The organism is Paraglaciecola sp., from assembly GCF_039942875.1.
In the GTDB taxonomy this organism is placed as follows: Bacteria; Pseudomonadota; Gammaproteobacteria; order Enterobacterales; family Alteromonadaceae; genus Paraglaciecola.
The window spans coordinates 248,153-270,210 of record NZ_JBDVBQ010000026.1 but is presented as its reverse complement, the minus strand read 5'-3'; the positions used below and the strand labels follow the sequence as shown (position 1 = coordinate 270,210).

Annotated in this window: 23 protein-coding genes; 15 read left to right on the top strand and 8 right to left on the bottom strand. The window is 36.1% G+C overall.

Annotated features, from left to right (window positions below):
• The first annotated feature begins 60 nt into the window (after positions 1 to 60).
• The 9 genes from ABJE44_RS09590 (at position 61) to galU (ending at position 11,107) form a co-directional block, all read left to right on the top strand.
• A complete protein-coding gene (locus ABJE44_RS09590) occupies positions 61 to 1,137 on the top strand; it encodes a hypothetical protein (RefSeq protein ID WP_348111815.1) in 1,077 nt (358 codons plus the stop codon).
• Positions 1,138 to 1,348: 211 nt separating this feature from the next.
• Positions 1,349 to 2,515 carry a polysaccharide pyruvyl transferase family protein gene (locus tag ABJE44_RS09585; RefSeq protein WP_348111814.1) on the top strand — a complete coding sequence of 389 codons (1,167 nt, stop codon included), beginning with the start codon at positions 1,349 to 1,351 and terminating at the stop codon, positions 2,513 to 2,515.
• Between the two features lie 208 nt (positions 2,516 to 2,723).
• Positions 2,724 to 3,827 (top strand): hypothetical protein, encoded by a 1,104-nt coding sequence (locus tag ABJE44_RS09580; RefSeq protein ID WP_348111813.1) that lies wholly within the window; start codon positions 2,724 to 2,726, stop codon positions 3,825 to 3,827.
• A gap of 43 nt (positions 3,828 to 3,870) precedes the next feature.
• Entirely contained in the window at positions 3,871 to 5,628 is a 1,758-nt protein-coding gene (locus ABJE44_RS09575; RefSeq protein WP_348111812.1) for a glycosyltransferase family 2 protein, read from the top strand.
• Positions 5,629 to 5,642: 14 nt separating this feature from the next.
• A complete protein-coding gene (locus ABJE44_RS09570; protein WP_348111811.1) occupies positions 5,643 to 6,881 on the top strand; it encodes a glycosyltransferase 61 family protein in 1,239 nt (412 codons plus the stop codon).
• Positions 6,882 to 7,013: 132 nt separating this feature from the next.
• Positions 7,014 to 7,910 (top strand): glycosyltransferase, encoded by an 897-nt coding sequence (locus ABJE44_RS09565; RefSeq protein ID WP_348111810.1) that lies wholly within the window; start codon positions 7,014 to 7,016, stop codon positions 7,908 to 7,910.
• A 38-nt stretch (positions 7,911 to 7,948) separates the two neighbouring features.
• Complete coding sequence (locus ABJE44_RS09560; protein WP_348111809.1) at positions 7,949 to 8,773, top strand: glycosyltransferase family 2 protein; 825 nt, start codon at positions 7,949 to 7,951, stop codon at positions 8,771 to 8,773.
• Between the two features lie 96 nt (positions 8,774 to 8,869).
• Entirely contained in the window at positions 8,870 to 10,210 is a 1,341-nt protein-coding gene (locus tag ABJE44_RS09555) for a UDP-glucose/GDP-mannose dehydrogenase family protein (protein WP_348111808.1), read from the top strand.
• Positions 10,211 to 10,213: 3 nt separating this feature from the next.
• A complete protein-coding gene (gene galU / locus ABJE44_RS09550; protein ID WP_348111807.1) occupies positions 10,214 to 11,107 on the top strand; it encodes a UTP--glucose-1-phosphate uridylyltransferase GalU in 894 nt (297 codons plus the stop codon).
• A 50-nt stretch (positions 11,108 to 11,157) separates the two neighbouring features.
• Here galU and ABJE44_RS09545 read toward each other — a convergent pair whose 3' ends face one another.
• The 5 genes from ABJE44_RS09545 to queF all read right to left on the bottom strand — a co-directional run bounded on the left by ABJE44_RS09545 (position 11,158) and on the right by queF (position 16,139).
• Positions 11,158 to 11,463, bottom strand: coding sequence for a helix-hairpin-helix domain-containing protein (locus ABJE44_RS09545; RefSeq protein WP_348111806.1), 306 nt, complete (start codon positions 11,461 to 11,463; stop codon positions 11,158 to 11,160).
• A 179-nt stretch (positions 11,464 to 11,642) separates the two neighbouring features.
• Positions 11,643 to 13,391, bottom strand: a complete 1,749-nt coding sequence (locus ABJE44_RS09540; RefSeq protein ID WP_348111805.1) for an HDOD domain-containing protein — start codon at positions 13,389 to 13,391, stop codon at positions 11,643 to 11,645.
• A gap of 20 nt (positions 13,392 to 13,411) precedes the next feature.
• On the bottom strand, positions 13,412 to 13,786 hold the full coding sequence (locus ABJE44_RS09535; protein ID WP_348111804.1) for a DUF3192 domain-containing protein: 375 nt from the start codon (positions 13,784 to 13,786) through the stop codon (positions 13,412 to 13,414).
• Between the two features lie 108 nt (positions 13,787 to 13,894).
• Positions 13,895 to 15,253, bottom strand: a complete 1,359-nt coding sequence (gene ppnN, locus ABJE44_RS09530) for a nucleotide 5'-monophosphate nucleosidase PpnN (RefSeq protein ID WP_348111803.1) — start codon at positions 15,251 to 15,253, stop codon at positions 13,895 to 13,897.
• Between the two features lie 46 nt (positions 15,254 to 15,299).
• Positions 15,300 to 16,139 (bottom strand): NADPH-dependent 7-cyano-7-deazaguanine reductase QueF, encoded by an 840-nt coding sequence (gene queF, locus ABJE44_RS09525; RefSeq protein ID WP_348111802.1) that lies wholly within the window; start codon positions 16,137 to 16,139, stop codon positions 15,300 to 15,302.
• 127 nt (positions 16,140 to 16,266) lie between these two features.
• On the opposite strand from queF, the gene syd reads away from it, so the two are divergent.
• The gene (syd, locus tag ABJE44_RS09520; RefSeq protein ID WP_348111801.1) at positions 16,267 to 16,821 is read left to right on the top strand and encodes a SecY-interacting protein; all 555 of its coding nucleotides are present in this window, start codon (positions 16,267 to 16,269) and stop codon (positions 16,819 to 16,821) included.
• On the opposite strand, the gene ABJE44_RS09515 is transcribed toward syd, so the two are convergent.
• Positions 16,798 to 17,094 (bottom strand): hypothetical protein, encoded by a 297-nt coding sequence (locus tag ABJE44_RS09515; RefSeq protein WP_348111800.1) that lies wholly within the window; start codon positions 17,092 to 17,094, stop codon positions 16,798 to 16,800. The two genes, syd and ABJE44_RS09515, sit on opposite strands and share 24 nt — an antisense overlap.
• A 173-nt stretch (positions 17,095 to 17,267) precedes the next feature.
• Between ABJE44_RS09515 and ABJE44_RS09510 the strand changes: the two genes are divergently transcribed.
• Complete coding sequence (locus ABJE44_RS09510; protein WP_348111799.1) at positions 17,268 to 17,636, top strand: DUF3192 domain-containing protein; 369 nt, start codon at positions 17,268 to 17,270, stop codon at positions 17,634 to 17,636.
• Positions 17,637 to 17,755: 119 nt separating this feature from the next.
• Positions 17,756 to 18,403: a GNAT family N-acetyltransferase gene (locus ABJE44_RS09505; RefSeq protein ID WP_348111798.1), complete on the top strand. Its 648-nt coding sequence runs from the start codon at positions 17,756 to 17,758 to the stop codon at positions 18,401 to 18,403.
• A gap of 635 nt (positions 18,404 to 19,038) precedes the next feature.
• Here the strand turns inward: ABJE44_RS09505 and ABJE44_RS09500 are convergent.
• Entirely contained in the window at positions 19,039 to 19,344 is a 306-nt protein-coding gene (locus tag ABJE44_RS09500; RefSeq protein ID WP_348111797.1) for a DUF3301 domain-containing protein, read from the bottom strand.
• A 6-nt stretch (positions 19,345 to 19,350) separates the two neighbouring features.
• A complete protein-coding gene (locus tag ABJE44_RS09495; RefSeq protein ID WP_348111796.1) occupies positions 19,351 to 20,367 on the bottom strand; it encodes a DUF3549 family protein in 1,017 nt (338 codons plus the stop codon).
• On the opposite strand from ABJE44_RS09495, the gene ABJE44_RS09490 reads away from it, so the two are divergent.
• The 3 genes from ABJE44_RS09490 (at position 20,366) to ABJE44_RS09480 (ending at position 22,016) form a co-directional block, all read left to right on the top strand.
• Complete coding sequence (locus tag ABJE44_RS09490; RefSeq protein ID WP_348111795.1) at positions 20,366 to 20,674, top strand: YqcC family protein; 309 nt, start codon at positions 20,366 to 20,368, stop codon at positions 20,672 to 20,674. The genes ABJE44_RS09495 and ABJE44_RS09490 overlap by 2 nt on opposite strands.
• A 127-nt stretch (positions 20,675 to 20,801) precedes the next feature.
• On the top strand, positions 20,802 to 21,548 hold the full coding sequence (gene truC, locus ABJE44_RS09485) for a tRNA pseudouridine(65) synthase TruC (RefSeq protein ID WP_348111966.1): 747 nt from the start codon (positions 20,802 to 20,804) through the stop codon (positions 21,546 to 21,548).
• Between the two features lie 21 nt (positions 21,549 to 21,569).
• Positions 21,570 to 22,016, top strand: coding sequence for a flavodoxin domain-containing protein (locus ABJE44_RS09480; RefSeq protein ID WP_348111794.1), 447 nt, complete (start codon positions 21,570 to 21,572; stop codon positions 22,014 to 22,016).
• Positions 22,017 to 22,058: the final 42 nt, after the last annotated feature.

Genomic DNA, 22,058 nt, shown 5'->3' with positions numbered 1-22,058 from the left:
TGATGACCTGTTAATTGAAATTTGTAAAAATGGTAGATTGAAAACTGTTTATAAAAAAGTATGAATAAAAGAATTTTAATCCATGTTGGACCACCAAAGAGTGGTACTTCTGCTATTCAATTAGCGCTGTTGCAACACCGAGACACCCTTAGTCAAATGGGTATTAACTATCCTACTCATGGTCTTGGGGCAAATGGCATTAGCTCTGGTAATTTAGAAGCTATTTTGTCGCTTGACTGCAATAATAAGTGGCAGGTATGTGAAGATAAAATTAGCTCATTAATAGCGGAGTTTAACAATTCTACTCAACATACATTACTATTAAGTTCAGAGTATTTTTTTTATCTAGCTAAAGAAATTGCTGTTTTAATACCTCAAGCGAAGTTTATTGCTTACGTCCGTTGCCCTATAGATACTTATGAATCTAGTTATAATCAATCTATTAAAAGACACATGAACTGCGGACCAGCTGAGTTTAGTAAAAATCTGCATACAACAACACTTAATATATTATCGGAAGCTGTTGAAGTTATTGGAAGTAAAAAGTTTATATTAAGAGCTTACCTCCCATTTTCTGAAGATGGTTTTGATATATTAAAAGATTTTTGTACTGTTTTAGATATTTCTAATTTACAAGTAACTAAGTATTCAACAAATAGTTCCTATGCATTTGAAGCGTTAGAGTTTAAACGATGGATTAATCAATTTTCTTTGTTGAATTTGGATACGTTACTAGATGAGGTTTTACAAGAGTATAGTCGTGGAAAAGAACATTTTTCATTACTTCCGCCAACACTATTTGAAAACTATCAAAAGCAAGCCTTAACATCTATTAGAGACTTTGTGAACTCTAACAGGGTTTATAATGCTAAGGAGCTAATCGCTTATATCCAAAAACGTACAAGTTTACCTCATAAGAGTCAATTGATAAGTGATACCGAATTCGAGAAAATTTGTGAATTTTTGAAAAACAGCCATCCAGTAATATTTAAGGAAATAGGTATTGCATTAAACAAAGTGCAAAACACATGTTCGTTACAAGCTCCTCATAGAATCAAAATATTTTTAACTAAATATCAACTTAAAAGAGGTTTTATTTCGAAGTTAGGGACTGCTCTAAATAGTATTAAAAGGTAAGTTTTTATACCTGACTGTTTTCAAGTGTTGCCATGTAGAGAATTAAAATTAGGCATAAGTATAATTACTTGACCAGCATAATAGCTCTCCAGTAGAATGCTTCGTGAAAATTTTGAGTTGATTTTTCGCGTTTATAAAAAATTACATCCCTTTTTATTTAATTTTCCAATCCAGTCATCGACCCGATGAAATTTAAAAAAGTTGTACAGAAATGAATTCTAAAAAAATAGCCTTTATAGGACGTCCCGGTTTTATTGACAACAGTTATCGAAAAACAGTAGATGAGTTGTTTAAAGAAGTTGGTTTAAACACTGGCAATTTGGCTTTTTGGTATGCCATGAATCAACAGCTGACAAATCATAAAGATTACTTTGGTTGGACATTTGATCCTGTATACGTACGTGAAAATTATGATGTTATTGTATTTCCTGCGGCAAACCAACTTAATCCTGATTGGGATATGGGGGGGTTGGCTGATTTAATTGATAAGGCAGATTTACCTTTATTAATATGCGGGCTAGGCGCGCAAGCTCCCGATACAAGTAAAAAGTTAAATTTTAATGCAGGCACGAAGCGTTTCTTAAAAGTAATTTCAGAAAGAGCTATTAGCATAGGTGTGAGAGGGAACTTTACCGCTCAAGTGCTCGCAGAAAATAATGTAAACAACGTTCAAGTTTTGGGATGCCCATCAAATTTTATAAATTCGTCTAAAGATTTGGGGCAGCGTTTGCAGCAACGTTTTTCCAATATAGACAATGTGGATAATCTTTCTCTTAACATTGATATTACAGAAAAGTTAGCCGAGAAAGTACGTGTGATGTTTCATTGGACATATGGAAGAAACGTTGAAATTGTCAATCAAGCACCACTTGATTTGGTTAAGGTGTCCCATCACGAATTCAATAAATTGGATTCAAACTTAATTAAACGAGTACACAATTTATTTGCTCCATCAGTATCGTTACCTTACTTTAAGAAAATGCTAAAGGCTAACTTTAAATCTTACTATAATGTAAACGAATGGATGCACCAGCTACAGCAATATGATTTATCTTTGGGCACAAGACTTCACGGTAATATGCTTGCACTTCAGTCTGGTACACCAAGTATATTCATGGCACATGATTCACGAACTCAAGAGTTAGCTGATGTCATGGCTTTGCCTACTTTCCCACTAGCTAAAATAAATAGAGCTACAACACTCGAGGATGTGGTTGGCGGTGTTGAATTCGATGGTATTAAATTTGATAAATCTAGGCAGAATTTGTGTAGTAAGTATCTCAAACTTATAAATGACACAGGTTTATCGGCCAGTGAAGGCATTGTTGAATTAAGTAAAGAGTTTGAGAAGAACTGGCTTAGTTCACTAAGAGGGTGAAAAATCGGGTTTACTTTTTAAGTAGTTGATAAGTATAGTAAAGATTTAGTCTTTTTTTTAAATAGTTATTGCTTAAGTGAGAAATGGTATAAATACAATCTTTAAGTTTGAGAGTGAAATTTCTAGAGCTATTGAATTAAGATAAATATTATAGTTACTGGTAGTGATTGAATTTACATCGGAAATTAATTAATTTAGTGGGTCGTACGTGGAAGTTAGCAATAAAGAAATTTATATTCATTTAGGTCCAGCTAAAACTGGCACATCAGCCGTCCAAAAGTGGCTCAGCAGCAATATATCTTTTCTTAATGAACAAGGTGTTTATTATCCTCCGCATAGTGTAGATATAAATGGAGTTAGTTCGGGCAACGTAAGATTGATATATGATCTTGATGCGGACAAGCAACTTTGTTTGAATGAAGACCGACTAAGTAAAATGTTAAATGATTTTTATAAAAGTGAGTATTCTACTTTATTGCTATCCTCGGAGTTTTTTTTCAAGCGCATGACAGAATTAAAAACTCATATTCCTGATGCTAAGTTTATTGGATATATTCGAAACCCATTAGAAATAAGAGAGTCTAGTTATAATCAATCAGTTAAACGCCATTTTCAAACGGAAAAAATAAATACGGGGAGAACAAAACGACTGCCATATATGGATAGTTTTGTTGAGTTTATTAAGCAGTTCAATGTCGATGACCTGCATTTAAGGGTCTATGGTGAGAAATATTTTAAAGATGGTAATATTGTTTCAGATTTGCTGTCGATATTAGGAATTAATACTCAAGCTAGCTTACCTATGGTGAATAGTTCTTACCAGTTTGAGGCTTTAGAGTTTAAACGATGGTTTAACCAGTTTCAATTGCACGAATTCCAAGCAAAGGTAGATAGGGCTCTACAGGGTTATCAAGAAGGAACTAGTGACTACTCCTTAATTCCAACTAAACAGTATATCGAAGATAGTGTCTACTATTCTTCTATTATTGAAAATAGTGCTAGAGAACTAAGCGCTAGTTGTTTAAATGTATTGATTTCTGATATGAAGTTTGCGAATCCAAAGACCTTTATTAAGCAGGAACTAAAGGTGAATGACTTTTTATCCGTTTGTCATTTTTTACAAAAAGAACTAAAGGCTGATTATTACTTATTAACAAAAGAAATACAAAATTCAGCATCTTCAGATAGTACTCACTTTCATAAAATATTTATCGACTCATGTGATTTAAAATACAAATATATGCACAAGGCTTTTAAATTGCGCCTTCAAGTCAAACGGCTTCTAAGTGCCATTAAATCAGTATTAAAATAAAGAATTGATAGCGGTTAATTTTGAAAATTGAAAAGGAGCGTAATTGAACATAATTCCGTCAAAGCAGATGATGCAAGCAGTGAAGTTTGTCGTAGGGTTATTTCCTTCAAAATTTAGAAAAAACATGCGGAGTCGGTTATGGTTATTCAATTTATACAGCAAAAGTTTACAAAAGTCAGGGTTGTTTTATGGTTTTCCGTCTCCCCAGAAATTACAAAAACTATATGTGAAGACGATCAAAAAGCAAAATGCAGACATAGCTAATAAACTCAAACATTATAGTGTTCAGAGACGAGTTAATGGTTTAGTAATGCTCACTGGAAAGTCTAAGTTTGACAAAAATAGCATTGAAGCATTGTTGGACAATCCAAGTATTTGTAAGGTTTTTGTTTCAGGGCAAACGAAGACCGTTGATTTGATGTTAGATGAGTTAAATCTGACTTCGGACAAACCGGTTTACGACCTTAGGCAGATAGAAAAAGAAGAGCTTTCAGTTCCTCTTTTTATAATAGCTGGTGGAGATTTTATCCATTCACAAGCCTTGGCTCTTATGCATACTTACCTTACTAACCCTGATGAAAGTAAAGTTCTTTATTGTGATGTTGATCATTTTGATAAGTCACAAGTGCGTTATCGTGCAGAGCTTTACCCAGACTGGAACCCTGATTTACAATTAGCTACTGGATATGTGAATACGGGGGTAATGCTCTGTGGTGCCGAAATAATTGAGCACTTTTGCCAATTTGCTGACCAAACTATTTCTTCGTCCGTAATGGCAATTTGGCTGGTGGACATTTATCTGAAAAATAACTCGGTACCTATAGTTCATATTCCTTTTAGTTTAGTGCATAAAAGTTTGAAAAATCCTGTTAACTGGGAAAGTGAACTATTAAGTTTAGATTACCCTAAATTTATTTCAAACAATCGTAAGAATAGTGAGGTTGCACAAGTTAAGTGGGATACTTCAACTACACCTATGGTTTCCCTTGTCATCCCTACTAAAAATGCCAAGGAATTAGTAAAAAACTGTATTGAGTCGATAATTTCTAAAACAAAGTATGACAATTACGAAATATTGTTAGTGGATAACAATTCAGATGATGCTGATGCATTAGCTTATTTTGAGCAACTAAATCAGAATGAAGCTAAAGTGCGAGTGTTAGCATACCCCTATGACTTTAATTACTCCGCGATTAATAACTTTGCAGTGAAACATGCTCAGGGAAGTGTAGTTGGGTTAGTGAATAATGATATTGAGGTTATCTCTGCCGACTGGCTTGATTTTATGGTTGGCCATGTTTTACGGGAAGATATTGGTTGTGTAGGGGCTAAATTGCTTTATCCCGATAATCGTATTCAGCACGCTGGCGTTGTGATGGGGTATGGAGGAGGTGCAGGCCATGCGCATAAATATTTTCCTCGTTATCACCCAGGATATTTAAATCGTTTAATTGCCTCTCATAATTTCAGTGCGGTAACCGCGGCTTGTTTATTAGTTAAAAAATCCGACTATTTAGCTGTAGGCGGACTAAATGAAATTGATTTAACCGTTGCCTTCAATGACGTTGATTTTTGTTTGCGAGTTTTGGAGTTGGGACGTAGAAATCTTTATTGTGCTGAAGCTGTCCTTTATCACCATGAATCAATATCTCGAGGACTTGATGATACCGTAGAAAAAAGAGCTCGATTTGAAAGTGAATTGGTTTATTTACAAGAGACTTGGCATGTCTACATAGAGCATGATCCCGCTTACAACCCAAATTTAACCCTCAAACGTGAAAATTTTTCACTTAAAGAGTAGGTGAAAAAGCTAAATTGAAAAAACAGAAGATATTGCCAGCACAACTCTCGCCCTCAGCAAGGCTTTGTGTATTAGAAAATGCTCAAATTGTCCCTATGGCTCCAGATAGTACTCCTGGGAAAGTAAATGGCGGTATCGTACACACAAATAAACCTGCTTTTTCAGAGCAATTTAGAGGGAAGACTATCTTTCAAAATAGCTCAGAACTTGATCTTGCAACAAACCAAGATTTTCTAGAAACATACGAAGGTAAAAGCCGTAAAAGTACGGGGCAATCTCTTTATTTAGGACCAGTATTTAACAACTTTGGACACTTCTTAGCTGAGAGTATTCATCGAGCTTGGGGGTATGAGTATGTCACTCAAGGGCTCGGGGAGTCTATCAAGCAAGTGATTTTACTTCCCCAGACTCCTGCTCAGTTTCCTTGGTTGCGTCAATTTAAATATAAATTACCGTCTATTTTTTTACAGGCCTTGGATTACTTGGGGATCCCAGAGAAAAAAATTAAATACCTGTTTACTCCCTCTATTGTTGACAAAATAGTGGTACCTGAACAGGCCAGTTTTTTCCGTTCTCAGCAATCCGTTGGTAGTGATTATCTGGCGTTTCTAAAGCGTTGTGAGCTGCGTAATAATATTCAGGGCAAGAGGACAGAATTTAAAAAAATCTACGTGAGTAGGATCCACTTTAAATTACGTGGTGCCTATGCGGCAGAGAGCTATTTAGAAAACTACTTTGCTAGCCAAGGTTACCAGATTTTTTATCCTCAGGAACATTCACTACTTGAACAGCTAGATATATACAAGAGTGCGACGGACATTGTATTCGCTGAAGGCGGAGGGTTACATATATTGGAGTTGTTAGGTGAGTTAAATGCAAACATTTATATAATTGGCCGTCGTCCAATGTGTGAGGGAGTGTATACATGCATCTTGCAACCGCGGGTAAAATCCTCTCACTTTTTTACTCAAGTTACGACATTACCTTCGCTATTTATTCCGAAAAAAAGTAACCGAGTAGCCCATGGTTCCGCTGTAAGCATGTTAGATCCTGAACACTTAGTTGAGTTTTTAGGAAATAAGGTCGGTCTCGATACCTCATCATTTAAACTGGAAAAATTTATTGAAATTGCAAAGCATGATATCGAAGAGTATCGCAATCATTACCAGAATCAGCAGACAGTAAATGAACAAGTAAAGTTAAACGCGCTAGCGTCTTTCAGTAAACACCTCAAAAAATTATTTACTGAATAGGTTTTTTAGTCTGATTGTTTATTTGTGCATCGGTTAGCACAATCACTAATGTAATGCTCAGTTTTTTTGATATACTGACGGGTTAACGATATATCCAATTATTAATATCACATGAACAGGTTGTAACCTCATTTGAATAATCAATTTACCCCTATATTCGGAATTAATTTGCTCGAGAAAATTGATTCTGTAGTAGGTATGGGCGTTTACATTGAGGATCAGCTCGATTGGGTGACGCAATCGGTAGAAAGTGTCCTTTCTCAAAGTTACCAAAATTTTCAGTTGGTATTGGTGCTAGATGGAGAGGTGAAAGAAGAAGTGTTTAATTTTCTTTCACAGCTAAGTACTGAGCGAGATAACGTGCAGTTGATTAAATCTGCAGTCAATGTGGGGTTGAGTGCCTGCATGAATTTTGTGATTGATTGGACGATTAAAAACCTACCTACTGTAGAATATTTTTTCAGAATGGATGCAGATGATATTTCCCATTCGGAGCGCTTTGAAAAACAAATTAACTTTCTAAAGACACATAAGAATACTCAGGTACTAGGCACATCTTTAATTGAAATCAATGAACATGGTAGAAAAGTAGGTAAACGTAAATTACCTAAAAATCATGGTGATATATTCCGTATTTTACCTAAACGCTGTGCCATCAATCACCCTACTGTAGTGGTTAGAATGGAGGTGTTTAAAGCTGGACATAGATACAACGACGCGTTACAAAATACCCAAGATTATTTTTTGTGGGTAGAACTGTGTGCTGCTGGATACAAATTTGCCAATTTGCCTGAGCCACTGCTGGAATTTAGACGTGTTAACGATTTTTATAAACGTCGAGGGTTAAGTAAGTCTTTAAATGAATTTAAAGCTCGGTTCTATACAATGAAGGTATTAAAACGATACAGTCTTGGGAATATCTTTTATGCTTGTGCCGTGCTCTTTTTGAGGTTAATGCCTTCGAAAGTTGTTAAGCTGGCATACAAGGTAGATAGATATTTTTTAAATAAGTCGGTAAATAACGAGTGATTGGCGCAACTATAATTTTATACAAACCAGAGTTAGAAATGGTCAAGGCCTTACTTAAGGCAACAACTGAACAAGTTGATATCGTCAGTATTATTGATAATTCTCCGAAGCCTACCGATATTTCTTTTGATAAGAAAGCATTTCATTATCATCACTTTCCTAACAACATCGGAGTAGCAGCTGCTCATAATATTGGGTTGAAAGACCTGAAGGCTGCAGGTTGTATTTACGGTTTATTATTAGATCAAGACAGTCGCTTCGATGATGATTTTGCGTTTCGATTATCCAGTCTAATGGTGGCATCCAAAGTTGAAAATCGCCCATTGGTTGCAATAGGCCCCCGTATTATTTGCTCATTCTCTGAGAAAACTGTAAAACCAAGAGTACAACGTGAAGTCGCTGTATACGACGAGCTAGTATGTGTAACTCAAATAATATCTTCTGGTATGATGATTGATCTATCGCAATTAGATAAAATTGGCTTTAAAGACGAGTCTTTATACATAGATGGCGTGGATCATGAATGGTGTTGGCGGGCTAAACAGCATAACTTATTAGTTGCAGTGGCAGATAAAGTTGAAATGGTGCATCGCTTGGGTGATTCAAGAAGTAAGTTTGCAGGCATAACGTATAAAGTAGGGTCACCTGTTAGGTTGTATTATCAATTTCGCAATATCTTTATTCTAGCTAGAAGAGGTTATGTTCCTTGGTATTGGAAGTTTAGAAATTTGGGGGTGTTGCCTATTCGTTTTTTTGCTAATGCATTGCTTCAAAAAAATAGAGTGCAGCGAGTAAAATTTATGATTTGTGGTCTTTGGGATGGCATTTGGAAGCGACAAGGTGCATTTTCTGATAATTGGTGATAAATAAACATAATTAAGGTTTATTTCAGAAATTCGTAAAATCTTAATAAAACAATAGTATTTTAAATTTGATATCTGTTTAGGGAATAAATAACAATGAAAGTAACAGTGTTTGGTATTGGGTACGTAGGTTTAGTGCAAGCTGCTGTGATGGCGGAAGTTGGACATGATGTTATGTGTATCGATGTAGACCAAAAAAAGGTAGATCGTTTAAAAGAAGGCCACATTCCTATTTATGAGCCAGGCTTAACTCCTTTGGTGACCTCAAACTATGAAGCTGGTAGGGTTGACTTTAGTACAGATGCAGCAAAGGGAATAGAGCACGGAGAAGTTATATTTATTGCAGTTGGTACGCCCCCTGATGAAGATGGCTCTGCGGATCTAAAATATGTGCTTGCTGTGGCAGAGACTATAGCAGAACATATGTCATCTCCTAAAATAGTGATTAACAAATCTACTGTTCCAGTAGGCACTGCTGATAAAGTTAGTGCTAAGATCTCTAATACTTTGGAAAAATTGTCTAAGTCAGTGACTTACGATGTTGTATCGAATCCAGAATTTTTAAAAGAAGGAGCTGCCGTAAATGATTGTATGCGACCTGACCGTATCATTTTGGGTACAAATAGTGAAACTGCAGAGAAAAAGTTGAGAGAGTTATATTCTCCCTTCAACCGTAACCATGACAAAATTATTGTGATGGATATTCGAAGTGCGGAGTTAACTAAATATGCAGCAAATTGTATGTTGGCAACTAAGATTAGCTTTATGAATGAGATGTCTAATCTTGCTGAAGTATTTGGTGCTGATATAGAAAATGTTAGACGTGGTATAGGTTCAGATCCTAGAATTGGCTATCAATTTATTTATCCTGGTTGTGGTTATGGTGGCTCTTGTTTCCCAAAAGATGTGCAAGCGCTTGCTCGTAGTGCAACAGCTGCTGGATATACTGCTAGAGTTTTAGAAGCAGTTGAAGAAGTAAACTATGCTCAAAAAGAAAAGTTATTTGAATATATCTCTCGTCACTTTTCTGGAGATTTAAAAGGTAAAACGGTCGCATTGTGGGGCTTATCTTTTAAACCAAATACTGATGATATGCGCGAAGCATCTAGCCGTGTGTTAATGGAAAATTTATGGGCAGCTGGAGCTAAAGTGAAAGCCTTTGATCCGGAAGCAATGGAAGAAACACAGCGTATTTACGGAATTAGGGAAGACCTATCGCTAATGGGAACAAAAGAAGCGGCCCTAGAAGGTTCAGACTTTTTGGTGATTTGTACCGAGTGGCAAGAATTTAGGGCTCCAGATTTTGATTTGATTAAGCAAAATCTGTCAATCCCACTACTATTCGATGGACGTAATCTCTTCGAGCCAACTCGAATGATGGAATATGGTTTGCATTATTACGCGATTGGTCGTGGTTTATCAGTAAAGGAACTTTAAAAAATGAGTCAAGTTAAAAAAGCAGTAATACCAGTAGCTGGATTGGGTACCAGAATGTTACCCGCTACTAAAGCTATTCCGAAAGAAATGTTACCAGTGGTAGATAAACCCCTTATCCAGTATGTGGTTTCTGAGTGTGTCGCTGCTGGAATTAAAGAAATAATTTTAGTGACTCACGCAAGTAAAAATAGTATCGAAAATCACTTTGATACTAGTTTCGAACTTGAAGCAACTTTAGAAAAAAGGGTGAAACGTCAGCTTTTGGAAGCAGTACAAGCAATCTGTCCAAAAGACGTAACTATTATGCATGTACGTCAAGGGGTCGCTAAAGGGTTAGGGCATGCAGTATTGTGTGCCAGACCTATGGTCGGAGATGCTCCATTTGCAGTGGTATTGCCTGATGTAATTATTGATGAGTATACAAGTAATTTGAAAAAAGATAATTTGGCAGATATGGTGGCCAAATTTAACACTAATCGTGTTAGCCAAATTATGGTTGAGCAAGTCCCCCAAGAAGAAGTTAGCAAGTACGGTGTTGTCGATTTAGAAGGGCTTGAATTAACTCAAGGTGAATCTGGAAAAATTTATGATATGGTTGAAAAGCCTGCATTAGAAGATGCGCCTTCTGATTTAGCTGTGGTAGGGCGTTATGTTCTGTCAGGAAAAATTTGGGGTTTATTAGAATTCACTCCGCCAGGAGCCGGAGATGAAGTGCAATTAACCGACGCTATTTCTTCTTTGATGGAAACTGAGCAAGTGGATGCTTATTACATGAAAGGCAGAAGCCATGATTGTGGCAGTAAACTTGGATATATGACGGCAAATGTTGAATATGCATTACGTCATCCTGAGTTGGGTGGTGAGTTTAAAGACTTCTTAACTACTCTTAAGTATTAATGGTTTGCCGCTCATTCATTTGGATGGGCGGCATTGCTAACATCTACTGGTTAATTTAGTTTTATTCTGCCTTCTAGTTTTTGTAACATTTTACTCCCAATACCTTTTACTTCTGTTAATTCATTTAACGATTTGAACTTTCCATTTTTTGTCCGATACTCAATAATAGATTGCGCCTTCTTCGCACCTATACCTGGTAACAATATTAATTCCTCTAGGTGAGCTGTGTTTATATTTACTTTTACTGTTTTTACCTGACTAGCCTCGTTCTTTACAGGTGCTGCGTGAAGAAAGCTAGGTAGAAAGAGTAGGCTTGACAAACTAAAGAGAAAAGCTACTGTGTATTTATTCATCATTAAATTCCTTGTAATTGATTAAATAGTTGGTGTGTATACATCGTTTTAACCATAGTCGAGGCTTTTAATATGGTAAAGTTTTTACCTTATATTTCCATTAATTAAAGTTTGCTAATATATAGCACGTACTTTTTCTTTTACGCTAAGGCTTCAGGCTGGCTGGGGCAGATAAATGACAGTTAATTTGCTATTTTTATACTAATTTGAGCGATAATTTCATTGGTTCTGAGTATTCTTTCTTTGCTTTTTACTAAGTCTTGCTCTGTTATTTTTAATATCCTACAGGCTTTTTTTCGATAGGCAGTTGTTGCTTCATCGGAGGCTTTGTTCAACATATATAATTCTCGGGCCAGAATTAAGCTCAAACCTAAAAGATGAGAAATTTTATTGGTTTGAATTTGATTAGAGGTACTGAGTTTAACAGCCCACATTTGCAAACAATGTATAGATTGACTGGGTTGTTGCCAGGATTTTGCGAGCAAAATAGCATCTTCATGTAGTTTTTGGTTTCCTTTCTGACAAATTAAGCTGGCTAGCTTAAAAGCTTTGTTATGCTCTATTTTCCATTGAGTCAACAATCTGAATGAGGGCATAGTATATAACCTCGATAGTGCGAAATAGACAAGTGATTTTACCATCTCAGGTGACTCTAACTTTGCTAAGACAGCTAGCTCATTTGCAATGTTTGCCATTAATTGACTGAAGTTTAAAAAGCTTTGCTGTAAAGGGAAATACTGTTGATTCAAACGAGTCATTAATGAATATTGCAGCAGTAGTTGACCACTATTTTCCAAGCCTAACATAGCAAGTGCATGTTTAATTGAGTGTACTTTTTGTTTTTGTCTGTTATTTGCTTTAGCTGATTTCAATATTTGATGAGAATAAATAATGTCATTTTCTAATGCTTTTTCGATAACGGATATATTACTATCTTTATAAGTTAACTGGTCTTGTAGTACCAACAAAGATGCAGGTGCGTGCTGGATTGGTAAAATTGTAGGGAATGCTGCAATTGTGTTTTCAGTTCTTTGGGTTTTTATCCACGTATTAAGATCATCATTCCACCATTCATTTAGTTTGTTAAAATTTGAAAGTTGTTGACTGGTATATGTATGGTTAATATCCTCAAATTTAATTTTTTCTAATTTATTTATTTGTTCGTTTGTAGGCTTTATAAGGCGAGCTATTAACGAGTCGTCAGTTATTGCCATAACAAGGCTTATGTCACCGCTTTTTTGTTTTATGTAGCAGCCAGGGGGATATAGGCTTGGGTATGTCAAAAGTGGAGCGACTAATGTATACCAAGACATAGGTATTGTTGAAACTAAGTGTTTTAACGTAGTGCCGAATGTTAGATGCTTATATCGAGTATTTGGGGTGGTATGGATCGCAATTCTATTTGCTAGATAGGTTGCTGTAATTATTAAGTTTACATTAGTTAACTTTGATGACTTTTGGCTATGGATCACTTCAGATAATTCGTAAGCACTTAACCAAGGAGCAAGGTTAACCTGCTGCAACAGAGCCTTAAACTGTGGGTTTATCTGGCCAGTGATTTCTTCTGGAGTTTTTAATAAACTGTCAGTAGTTTGGTAAAAATCATTTAGCTTGTTTTGATTTAATGCATAGAAACTAATGGAAGCGCACATTAGCTGTATTGTAAGAGTAGAGTCGAACTTATTACGGACACCTATTAAACAGGTGTAAATACACGCGTTAAATGTGATATTAACTATGTAAGGAAGTTTTTTCTTATATAAATTAGGCTGTGCAAACACCTCGTCAGACTGCACCTGAGCTAGCCCGTACAAGTTACTACAGAATACATGGGTCTTTTGTAGTAAATGTTTATCAATTGGTTTTTTTGAGTAATGGTTTAGAAGGCTAATTAAATCAATATATTGCTGTTTTATATCATTATTAGCCATATCAGTTTAAGAGCGATGCTTTATCCATCAATAAATGACTGGTAGGCATTATCACCCCATGCAATCAATTCATTATTTTCAAATAAAAGTGGAGTACATTCGTCTTCAGTTGTGATCCCATCAGCTTGCATGTGTTGAGTCCTGTAAAACATGACTTGGAACTCTTTGTCATTATTTCGCTTAGCTTCAGTAATATCTGGGCTGCCTAGTAGTTCCAATATGCTTGTTTTGTGCAAGCCTAGTTCAAGCTTGGATATCTGGACTTTGTTATATGCTTCTCTATCCTGCCAGTCCATATCCTCTGGTTTATCAGGGTAAAGATTTATTACCGCAACTACAAAAATACCATATAAAAATACACCCATTACAATTCTATTTACGATTTTTTTATTCATATTTTTCTTTCTAGTTTGTATATTTACAGAATGATATAAAATTCAGGCATCGCTTACAGCGAGTTAAACGCAAATTCTAGTTAATTTGGCCGAATAATAATACTGGTATTATTTATTTATTACATAACATGGAATATATTTGGTACCAGGGAGTTTCATTCGTTGTTGTTCCACAAATGAAGTTAGTAGTTCATCCATCATACTCATTAACTTGTTGTCGCCATTTAATTTAAATGGACCATGCTCTCGTATTAACTGTACCCCATCTGATTTTACATTTCCTGATACTATACCTGAAAATACTTTTCGTAATGCGGCTGCTAACTCTGCTTTGGGTTGCTTAAAATATAGTTTTAATGTCGACATAGTTTCATGATCGGGTATGAACGGAAGTTGAAAGTCCGATGAAATTTTCAATGACCAGTTAAAGTCGTAAGAATCACCTGTTGTTTTTCTATATTCTCTTACGCTACTTTGTTTTTGCTTCACCATAGAAGCCACTTTAGCTGCGTCGCCAACTATAATTGTGTATAGACTCTGTGCTTCACTCCCTAATGTTTTGCCTATAAAATGATCTATCGCTTCAAAGTACGCTTTGCTTTCTTCGGGGCCAGTTAAAATAATTGGGAGTATCTGTTTTGAGTTTTGAGGATCTAGCAATACGCCAATAATATAGAGTAGCTCCTCTGCAGTCCCAGCTCCCCCTGGGAAAATAACAATTGCGTGAGATAAACGTAAAAATGCCTCCAGTCTTTTTTCAATGTCAGGCATGATAACTAATTCATTTACAATAGCATTTGGTGGTTCAGCCGCAATAATTCCCGGCTCAGTTAATCCTAAATATCTTCCATTTTTATATCGTTGTTTTGCGTGAGCAATAGTTGCCCCTTTCATTGGTCCTTTCATGGCTCCAGGGCCGCACCCTGTGCAAATATTCAACTCTCTAAGCCCTAATTGATAACCTACTTCTTTGGTATATTGATATTCTACATTACCAATTGAATGGCCTCCCCAACATACAACTAAGTTTAGCTCTCCAGTGTTTTTAATCGCTTGTGCGTGGCGTAACATATCAAATACGCTATGGGTTATGAAACTCGAATCAAGGTTTTCTTTAAAGGAGTCGGCTGAATATTTTGTACCCATATGCAGCAAATCCCTAAGCACCGCAAAAATATGCTCATGTACGCCTTTAATCAATTGGCCATCAACAAAAGCGTGAGGGGGAGGGTTAACTAATTCGACTTTTACTCCACGCTCGCGAATGATCAAGTTAACGTCGAAGTCATGATGGGGTGAAAAAATATCGTCACTATTGTCAATTTCTGCACCGCTATACAAAACCGCTAAACAACAATCACGAAAAAGTTGGTAGAGCTCACTATCAGCTGATTGATTGAGCATATCTACTTCTAATTGGGACAGCTGGCTCATTGCGCCTACAGGATTCAATTGAATGCTTTTCATACACACCTTTGTATTTAATTGTTTTGAGTTATCATATTGATAATTGTTATTGCCTTGCGTTTCTTTGTTCAGGGGAAATATTCTCAAAATTACTTCTAAATGGGTTGATATCTAAACCTCCTCTTCTAGTATAGCGCGCATATACCGTGAGTTTCGATGGCTTACATTGACACATAATATCCCAGAAAATACGTTCTACACATTGTTCGTGAAATTCATTGTGCTGTCTAAATGAAACTAAATATTTTAATAGCCCTTCATGGTTAATTTGTGGCCCCATGTAATGAATATAAACACTTCCCCAATCAGGTTGATTTGTAATAAGACAATTAGATTTTAAAAGGTTACTGCAGAGCTTTTCTTCTATTACGCCACCACCGGCATATAGGGTAGAGCTGTCCATTCTATAGTTGTCAATTTCAATATCTAAGTCATCTATATTCAGTGCAGAAAAATTAGATATTGTAAGGTTAGTGAACAACTCAAGTGGCAGAACTTTAACTGTTACATCATCGCCAGCACAATTCGATAAATCTTTTTGTATTGCATCCTGCACTGATTCAAGTGATGAAAATATGCTTTGATTAAAGCTGTTGAGATACAGTTTGAAGGATTTTGATTCAATTAAGTTAGGGGTGGTAGCAGGTACTTCGCATTGTAATATAGCAACTTGTGGCTTACCTTTTGGATTCAACCAAGATAATTCATAGCCATTCCATCTATCACAGCCATGGAATGGCAAAGTACTGGGTAGGTTTAAATCATCACGATTCATGCTACGTGGGACTGATTGGAGTAAACTGGGGGTATAGGTTTCTAGGTATTCAGTCTTTTTACCTAAGCCTAGTGAAGCTAGCGTCGCTTCTTTATCAACAGATATATTCACGATTGTTCTTACTTTGGATAACTATGCTATGAAGTTTACCTTATGATACATAGCTCCTAAACCTCAATGTGTTTTTTATTCTTTAAGATGTTAAATTGTTGCTTATTTAGTAAGACCTAGGTTTATTATGAGTGGCTCTGTATCAGTAGCATTAAGTCAGTTTGTAGAAAAATATCTTAGAAAAGCATCCGTATCTTCAGAATCATTAACTATCGAATATGATCCTCAGTGGCCATCCTTGTGTTACGTATCAAAAGCTGAGGTAGGTGAGCCAGTATCATGGCAGCCTGTTAAGCGCAAATGTAAAGGTGATTTTAGTGATATTGAGAGCGCGCTAAATGTATCTATTCATACCGATTTAATTGAGTTTTACAATGAATATTGGAGTGACAACCTAAATGCTATAGCGAGTAAAGGTAGTCTACAACTTTTACAAGCTTGGAATGAGGATGACTTTGTTCGGTTACAACAGAACTTAGTGGGGCACGTTTTAATGAAGCAAAGGCTAAAACAGCCCATAACATTATTTTTTGGATTAACCGAAGATGATGATTTTATCATTACATTAGATAATCAATCTGGTGAAGTAATGCTAGAGCAAGTCGGTCTGCTCCCCAAAGAAGTTCTTGCACCGAATTTAGCTTCTTTTCTTCATAGTTTAGAGCCTAATTTTGCTCTTTAGCTCAGTCATTTCCTTAATAGTTTGTGCCAGTTGTTGCTCTAACTGACTAACCCTTTGTTCTAATGACTGAGAAGTTGGTATTTTCTGTTGGGATATTATTTTTGCAGCACTGGGTCGAGATTCAGGGTTAGCCTTCCAATATTTTATTGCTTTAATAACGTCGGGAATAGGTAAAGGCATTGAAGCAGAACTCCGAACTAATGCTACTGAAGGTGTTTTACCTTGTTGCTGCAAATCATGGCAAAGGTTAATAATATAATCAGTATTACTCATAGAGTTGGTCAAATTTCCTAATTTTTTACTTTAATCACTAAGTTAACCCTATCTAATTATCTTAATCTTATCAATATTTATATAAAAAACAAATGGTTACATATGTGGCTTTGTTTTTGAATGGCACTGTCGAATTATCGTTTTATACAAATTTAATAATTAAGGAATCGAAAATGAAAAAATTGCTACTTGCTACAACTTTGTGTACTTCACTTTTTTTGAGTGGTTGTGTTATTTCAGTGGATGGAGATGGAGATTATGGTAAATCTTCATCTTGGCACGATAGCGCAAAGATGAACCGTAAGCATTTGTCTCGGTTACAGCCTGATACCACTTATGAAAAAGTGTTGAGTACTATGGGAGTCGCTGACTTTAATGAGTTCTATAAAACAAACGGAGATCAATATCAGGTTTTATATTATCGAACCCAAAGAGTCGAGGGTGATGGGGTAACTAAGAAAGACGAGTGCACTCCTTTGGTTTTTAAAAATGGTGCCCTCGCAGGTTGGGGAGACAGCGCTTATAAAATGATAAATAATTAGAAATAGATATATGTAGTAAAATTATGTTTAAGAGTTTTAATATTTATTTGCGAATAACATTTAGTTAACAATTGACTGGCCATGATGTAGAGTGATAGAAAACGTAAATGGTTATAAATATGCGCAAGTCAATAGACAATAAAATAGAAGACGTTAGCAATATAAAGGCTATCTATTTAGCAGCCGAAGATTTAAAAATTGCAGCCTCCATTCTTTATCTTGCTTATCATGATGATCCCCTCTTTGTTGATATTTTTCAATACAACAAAGAGGGGTATGAGTCTCGTTTACGTTCTGCAATCAGAGAGGAGTTACATGCATTTTGGGTGGCTAAACAGCCTATGATAGGCCTATTCGAAGATAGTAGACTTATAGCTGTGGCTTGCTTAGTTAGTCCAAAAAATCAATTAGCACCAAGTAGATTTTGGCATTGGCGTTTGAAAATGTTACTAACTGCAGGTTACTTTGGTACTAAGCAAATGGTAGAAAAAGAGTCGCTTGTGAGGGAGCGTATTCCAGCAAATCATTTCCATATGTTGTCTTTAATTGGAGTACATCCTGATCAACAACACTTAGGTTTAGGGCATGTCTTAATGAGTGCTGTAGAAGGAATCATGTTAGATGACAAAGCTAGCGAAGGCATAGGAATGTATGTGACTTTGCCCAAATGCTTGTCTTTTTTTGAAGATGGAAACTACTCAATGATTGAAGAATTAGAGTTTGGAAATATTAAAGGGCATTTAATGTTTCGCCATAGAAAGTCCTGATCTACCCTGTAAGATTTTTGCCCACTCCTTGTAAGACATTTCGTACAAAGCTGTAAGATAAGTCGTCAATACTCCCATGTCTTTAACTTACACATTAATTAACTCATTGTTTTTTATGATAAATAAAAATACATAAATGAGTTGGGTCACTTTTTTCTCACTTTATTTGCAAATCCTTTGTAGTCAATTCTTAGGAATCCTCTATCTTTAACTGGTCACAAGGAAACACGACGAGTCAGGATGACATAAGGATAGACAGGATAACTTAAGGAATTAAGCAGATATTACACGGTAGTAATATTAAAGGATGGGAACTTAGGATGAGGGCTTTAAATGGAAATAAAGCTAAAGGAATGGAATACAGTGATGTAGATTTGCTTTGGATGGCAAGTTAAAGGAGATGGACACGCTAGGATAGCGCCCCTGAAGGAAAAAGGGATAGAAGGGACAAAGGACACACTCAGGAGGAGTGGCTCATTGGGATAAATGAGATGTAATGGAAAGGGTAAAAAAAGGATTTTTTAGGACAATATTGCTAAGGATAGCTGAGAAGGAACTTCAAAATTCTACCAAAAGGCATTTCTTGATTTTCAAGTTATGCCTTTTTCAATTTTAAACACCCAATAAAGCTACAATTAATCAATTTTATATGCGGGTGTCTCTACTTTTACCGAGCGTAGTCCAATCATTAATATTCTTCCTTGATAACTATCTTCACCATTGCCTGAAAACTCAAAATAAAACTCTGTGTGAAAGTCAAGTTTTCCTCGATAGCTTTTAATGCGAGTACTGACCCTAGCAACACTAATAAGTTGGATATTGTGTGTCTCACAGTACTGTTCCAATGATACTTTTACCTGTTCGGATATAGCTCTGAATCGCCAAAACATTGCAATAAAACATAGTATTAAAATAAGTACAATTAAGTCATACAAATTCATTAGCTATTATTGTCCAAATACTTTGCCTATTGCCTGTGTAAGGCTAGGGCTTTTATTGGTCCAACGTAACACGGCTAACATTGAAGGACGTGTTTCTGGTATCTGAACCAAGTCAGAGTACAGCCCAACAAAAGAAGCAGCATCATTTTGTGCCAAGTTTTCTATATATAATTTTAAAACTTCTGCATCCGCCAGTTGCTTCCAATGTCTGGCTGCAATCAGCATTAAAATGGTGTTATCTCTCCCCAAATGACATTTCAGTACAGAAAAAATATAATCCTTAACTTGGCTCCTAGCTTGGCTTTGGCTTAATGCTCTAATTACAGATAGAGTTGTCTCTAGATTTTTTGGCTCTTGCAAACCCCAATCAATCAATAGTTGACTAAGCTTTGAATTAAGTTGATGGTTCTCTAAAGATGCACACAAAGCTCTCTGGATTTGCGGTGCTAGATTCTCAAAACTGGTTAGCAATAAGTTCTCAAAATGCAATGTTTCAAGGGAGGCACAGAAGTCTGCAATACCTTGTAGTGAAATATTTCTCCAATCTTCATTTTGTGAGTGCTGGATGTATTTAACAGTACTTTCTAGGTGTTCAGAAAAAGGTAGTCCTAGTCTTGTTTTACATAAACTATTAAAGTCGGCCAGTTGCTGCTGTCCTGGAATAAACGTGAAAGGGTTCTCTGGAAGTTGATTGTTTGGGTTCTTCTCATTGTTAAGAGTTTCTCCCAGTGCTTCAATGACAATATGCAAAAATTGTTGTCTACCAGCTTCAATCACTAAGCCTTTTTCATCAAGTGGTAACTTTATAAACCAAATGTAATGTTCAGAACTTGCTAATTTATTAAAGAAGATAATTCCGAACCATGCATGCTGCTGCCTTGGCCTGGGCGCTGGCTTTTGTGCGCTTTCTATTTCTAGAAAGTCTTGCGAATTTACACTTATTATTCCTCTTGCCATATCAAACACGTGGCACTCAGTGCCTGCGTGTAGTAAAAATTCACTGATTGTATTAATGTGACTCATGGTATTCTTACAACTGAAATTAGAATTAGATTGTAAAGCCTTCAAGAGTTTAGTCTCTATTCAGCTTAAGCAAATATTTAAGTTATTGATCATGCCATGTAGATACAAAGAAGTCGAAGTTCTACTTAAAAAATTAGAGAAGCAGATGACTTTAGCGCTATTATGGTCGGATGCTCATCCATCTGATGTCGACTTAAATAGTCAGGCTCCTTTTGCTTGCGATAAAATACCCTTTGAGCATTGGTTACAATTTATTTTTATTCCTAAAATGACTATGGTCGTAAATTCAAGAAATAGCTTACCCTAAAATTTAGTACTGATGCCTATGGCTGAACAGAGTTTTCTGGGGAGGTCACATTTGTCGAAAGTATTGTTGGTTATTGCTGAGATTGATAGATGGTTTGAATGTTTTTCAAGAGAGTCGAGAGTATGAAGTGCAATTAGATATTATTTATCAAGATGAGTTTTTAGTAGCTATAAATAAACCGTCTGGCCTATTAGTACATCGAAGTTTAATTGATAAACATGAAACTCAGTTTGCCATGCAGTTGTTAAGAGATCAGATAGGACAACATGTATTTCCTGTGCATCGTCTTGATAGACCTACTTCTGGCGTGTTGGTGTTTGCTTTATCTTCAGAAGTGGCTAGAAAGTTAGGGGAGCAATTTTTTCAACAGAAAATAGCCAAAACATATTTGGCCATAGTTCGTGGGCACGTAGCGGATGAGGGAGAGATTGATTATGCACTTAAAGAAAAGTTAGACAAAATAGCTGATAAAATGTCGAAACAAGATAAGCCGGCTCAAGCTGCGGTAACTTTTTTTAGTAAACTGCATGCGTTTGAGTTGAGCTTTGCTGTTGGCCGATACCCAACGGCACGTTATTCATTAGTCAAGCTAACACCAAAGACAGGGCGAAAACATCAACTAAGACGTCATTTAGCTCATATCAATCATCCTATCCTAGGCGACACTACCCATGGCGATGGTAAACATAATCGTTTTGTCCGTGAGCAATACGGATTGCAGCAATTGGCTTTAACATGCAAGTCTATGCATTTTCAGCACCCAGTTAGTCTGGAGAGTTTGTCACTTCACTGCCCATTGAGTAAAGGCTTTTCTAACTTACTAGAAGCATGGCAAGTGAGCCAAGATCAATTGACTGAATTATCCAAACTATAAAATAAACTTAAAGGTTACTTTATGAAAGATGTAGGAATTTTTGTTGGATCTGTATACGGAAACTCCCAACATGTAGCTGAAGAAGTGAGTGCGGTATTAACATCAAATGGTTATGTAGCAAAAGTGTTCTTAGATCCAAATATTGCTACTTTTTCAAAAGTATCTAATGTGCTTTTTATTACATCAACCACAGGGAACGGTGATATACCGCCCAATCTTGAGTTTTTTATACATGACTTAGAAGTTCAAAAAATTGAGATGGAGCATAAGCCTTTTGCAGTAGTTGCTTTAGGTGATAGCAGTTACGGTGATAGCTTTTGTGCTGCTGGAAAGAAAATATTTAGCCTATTAACTGAGTTAAAAGGTGATGCCATTGCTGAAATATTAGAGATTGATGCTTGTGAAACACTAGAGCCGGAAATAGAAGTGGTGTCTTGGGTAAAATCCATAATGGCTAAGTTTCCATAAACACTTGAATGTATTAACTGATTCTACTGTTGACCTGTATTT

Excerpts from the sequence above, each read along its gene's own strand:
- ABJE44_RS09590 (WP_348111815.1), top strand. The coding sequence starts at position 61 with ATGAATAAAAGAATTTTAATCCATGTTGGACCACCAAAGAGTGGTACT.
- ABJE44_RS09585 (WP_348111814.1), top strand. The coding sequence starts at position 1,349 with ATGAATTCTAAAAAAATAGCCTTTATAGGACGTCCCGGTTTTATTGAC.
- ABJE44_RS09560 (WP_348111809.1), top strand. The coding sequence starts at position 7,949 with ATGGTCAAGGCCTTACTTAAGGCAACAACTGAACAAGTTGATATCGTC.
- ABJE44_RS09555 (WP_348111808.1), top strand. The coding sequence starts at position 8,870 with ATGAAAGTAACAGTGTTTGGTATTGGGTACGTAGGTTTAGTGCAAGCT.
- galU (WP_348111807.1), top strand. The coding sequence starts at position 10,214 with ATGAGTCAAGTTAAAAAAGCAGTAATACCAGTAGCTGGATTGGGTACC.
- ABJE44_RS09545 (WP_348111806.1), bottom strand. The coding sequence starts at position 11,463 with ATGATGAATAAATACACAGTAGCTTTTCTCTTTAGTTTGTCAAGCCTA.
- ABJE44_RS09540 (WP_348111805.1), bottom strand. The coding sequence starts at position 13,391 with ATGGCTAATAATGATATAAAACAGCAATATATTGATTTAATTAGCCTT.
- ABJE44_RS09535 (WP_348111804.1), bottom strand. The coding sequence starts at position 13,786 with ATGAATAAAAAAATCGTAAATAGAATTGTAATGGGTGTATTTTTATAT.
- ppnN (WP_348111803.1), bottom strand. The coding sequence starts at position 15,253 with ATGAAAAGCATTCAATTGAATCCTGTAGGCGCAATGAGCCAGCTGTCC.
- syd (WP_348111801.1), top strand. The coding sequence starts at position 16,267 with ATGAGTGGCTCTGTATCAGTAGCATTAAGTCAGTTTGTAGAAAAATAT.
- ABJE44_RS09515 (WP_348111800.1), bottom strand. The coding sequence starts at position 17,094 with ATGAGTAATACTGATTATATTATTAACCTTTGCCATGATTTGCAGCAA.
- ABJE44_RS09510 (WP_348111799.1), top strand. The coding sequence starts at position 17,268 with ATGAAAAAATTGCTACTTGCTACAACTTTGTGTACTTCACTTTTTTTG.
- ABJE44_RS09505 (WP_348111798.1), top strand. The coding sequence starts at position 17,756 with ATGCGCAAGTCAATAGACAATAAAATAGAAGACGTTAGCAATATAAAG.
- ABJE44_RS09500 (WP_348111797.1), bottom strand. The coding sequence starts at position 19,344 with ATGAATTTGTATGACTTAATTGTACTTATTTTAATACTATGTTTTATT.
- ABJE44_RS09490 (WP_348111795.1), top strand. The coding sequence starts at position 20,366 with ATGGTATTCTTACAACTGAAATTAGAATTAGATTGTAAAGCCTTCAAG.
- ABJE44_RS09495 (WP_348111796.1), bottom strand. The coding sequence starts at position 20,367 with ATGAGTCACATTAATACAATCAGTGAATTTTTACTACACGCAGGCACT.
- ABJE44_RS09480 (WP_348111794.1), top strand. The coding sequence starts at position 21,570 with ATGAAAGATGTAGGAATTTTTGTTGGATCTGTATACGGAAACTCCCAA.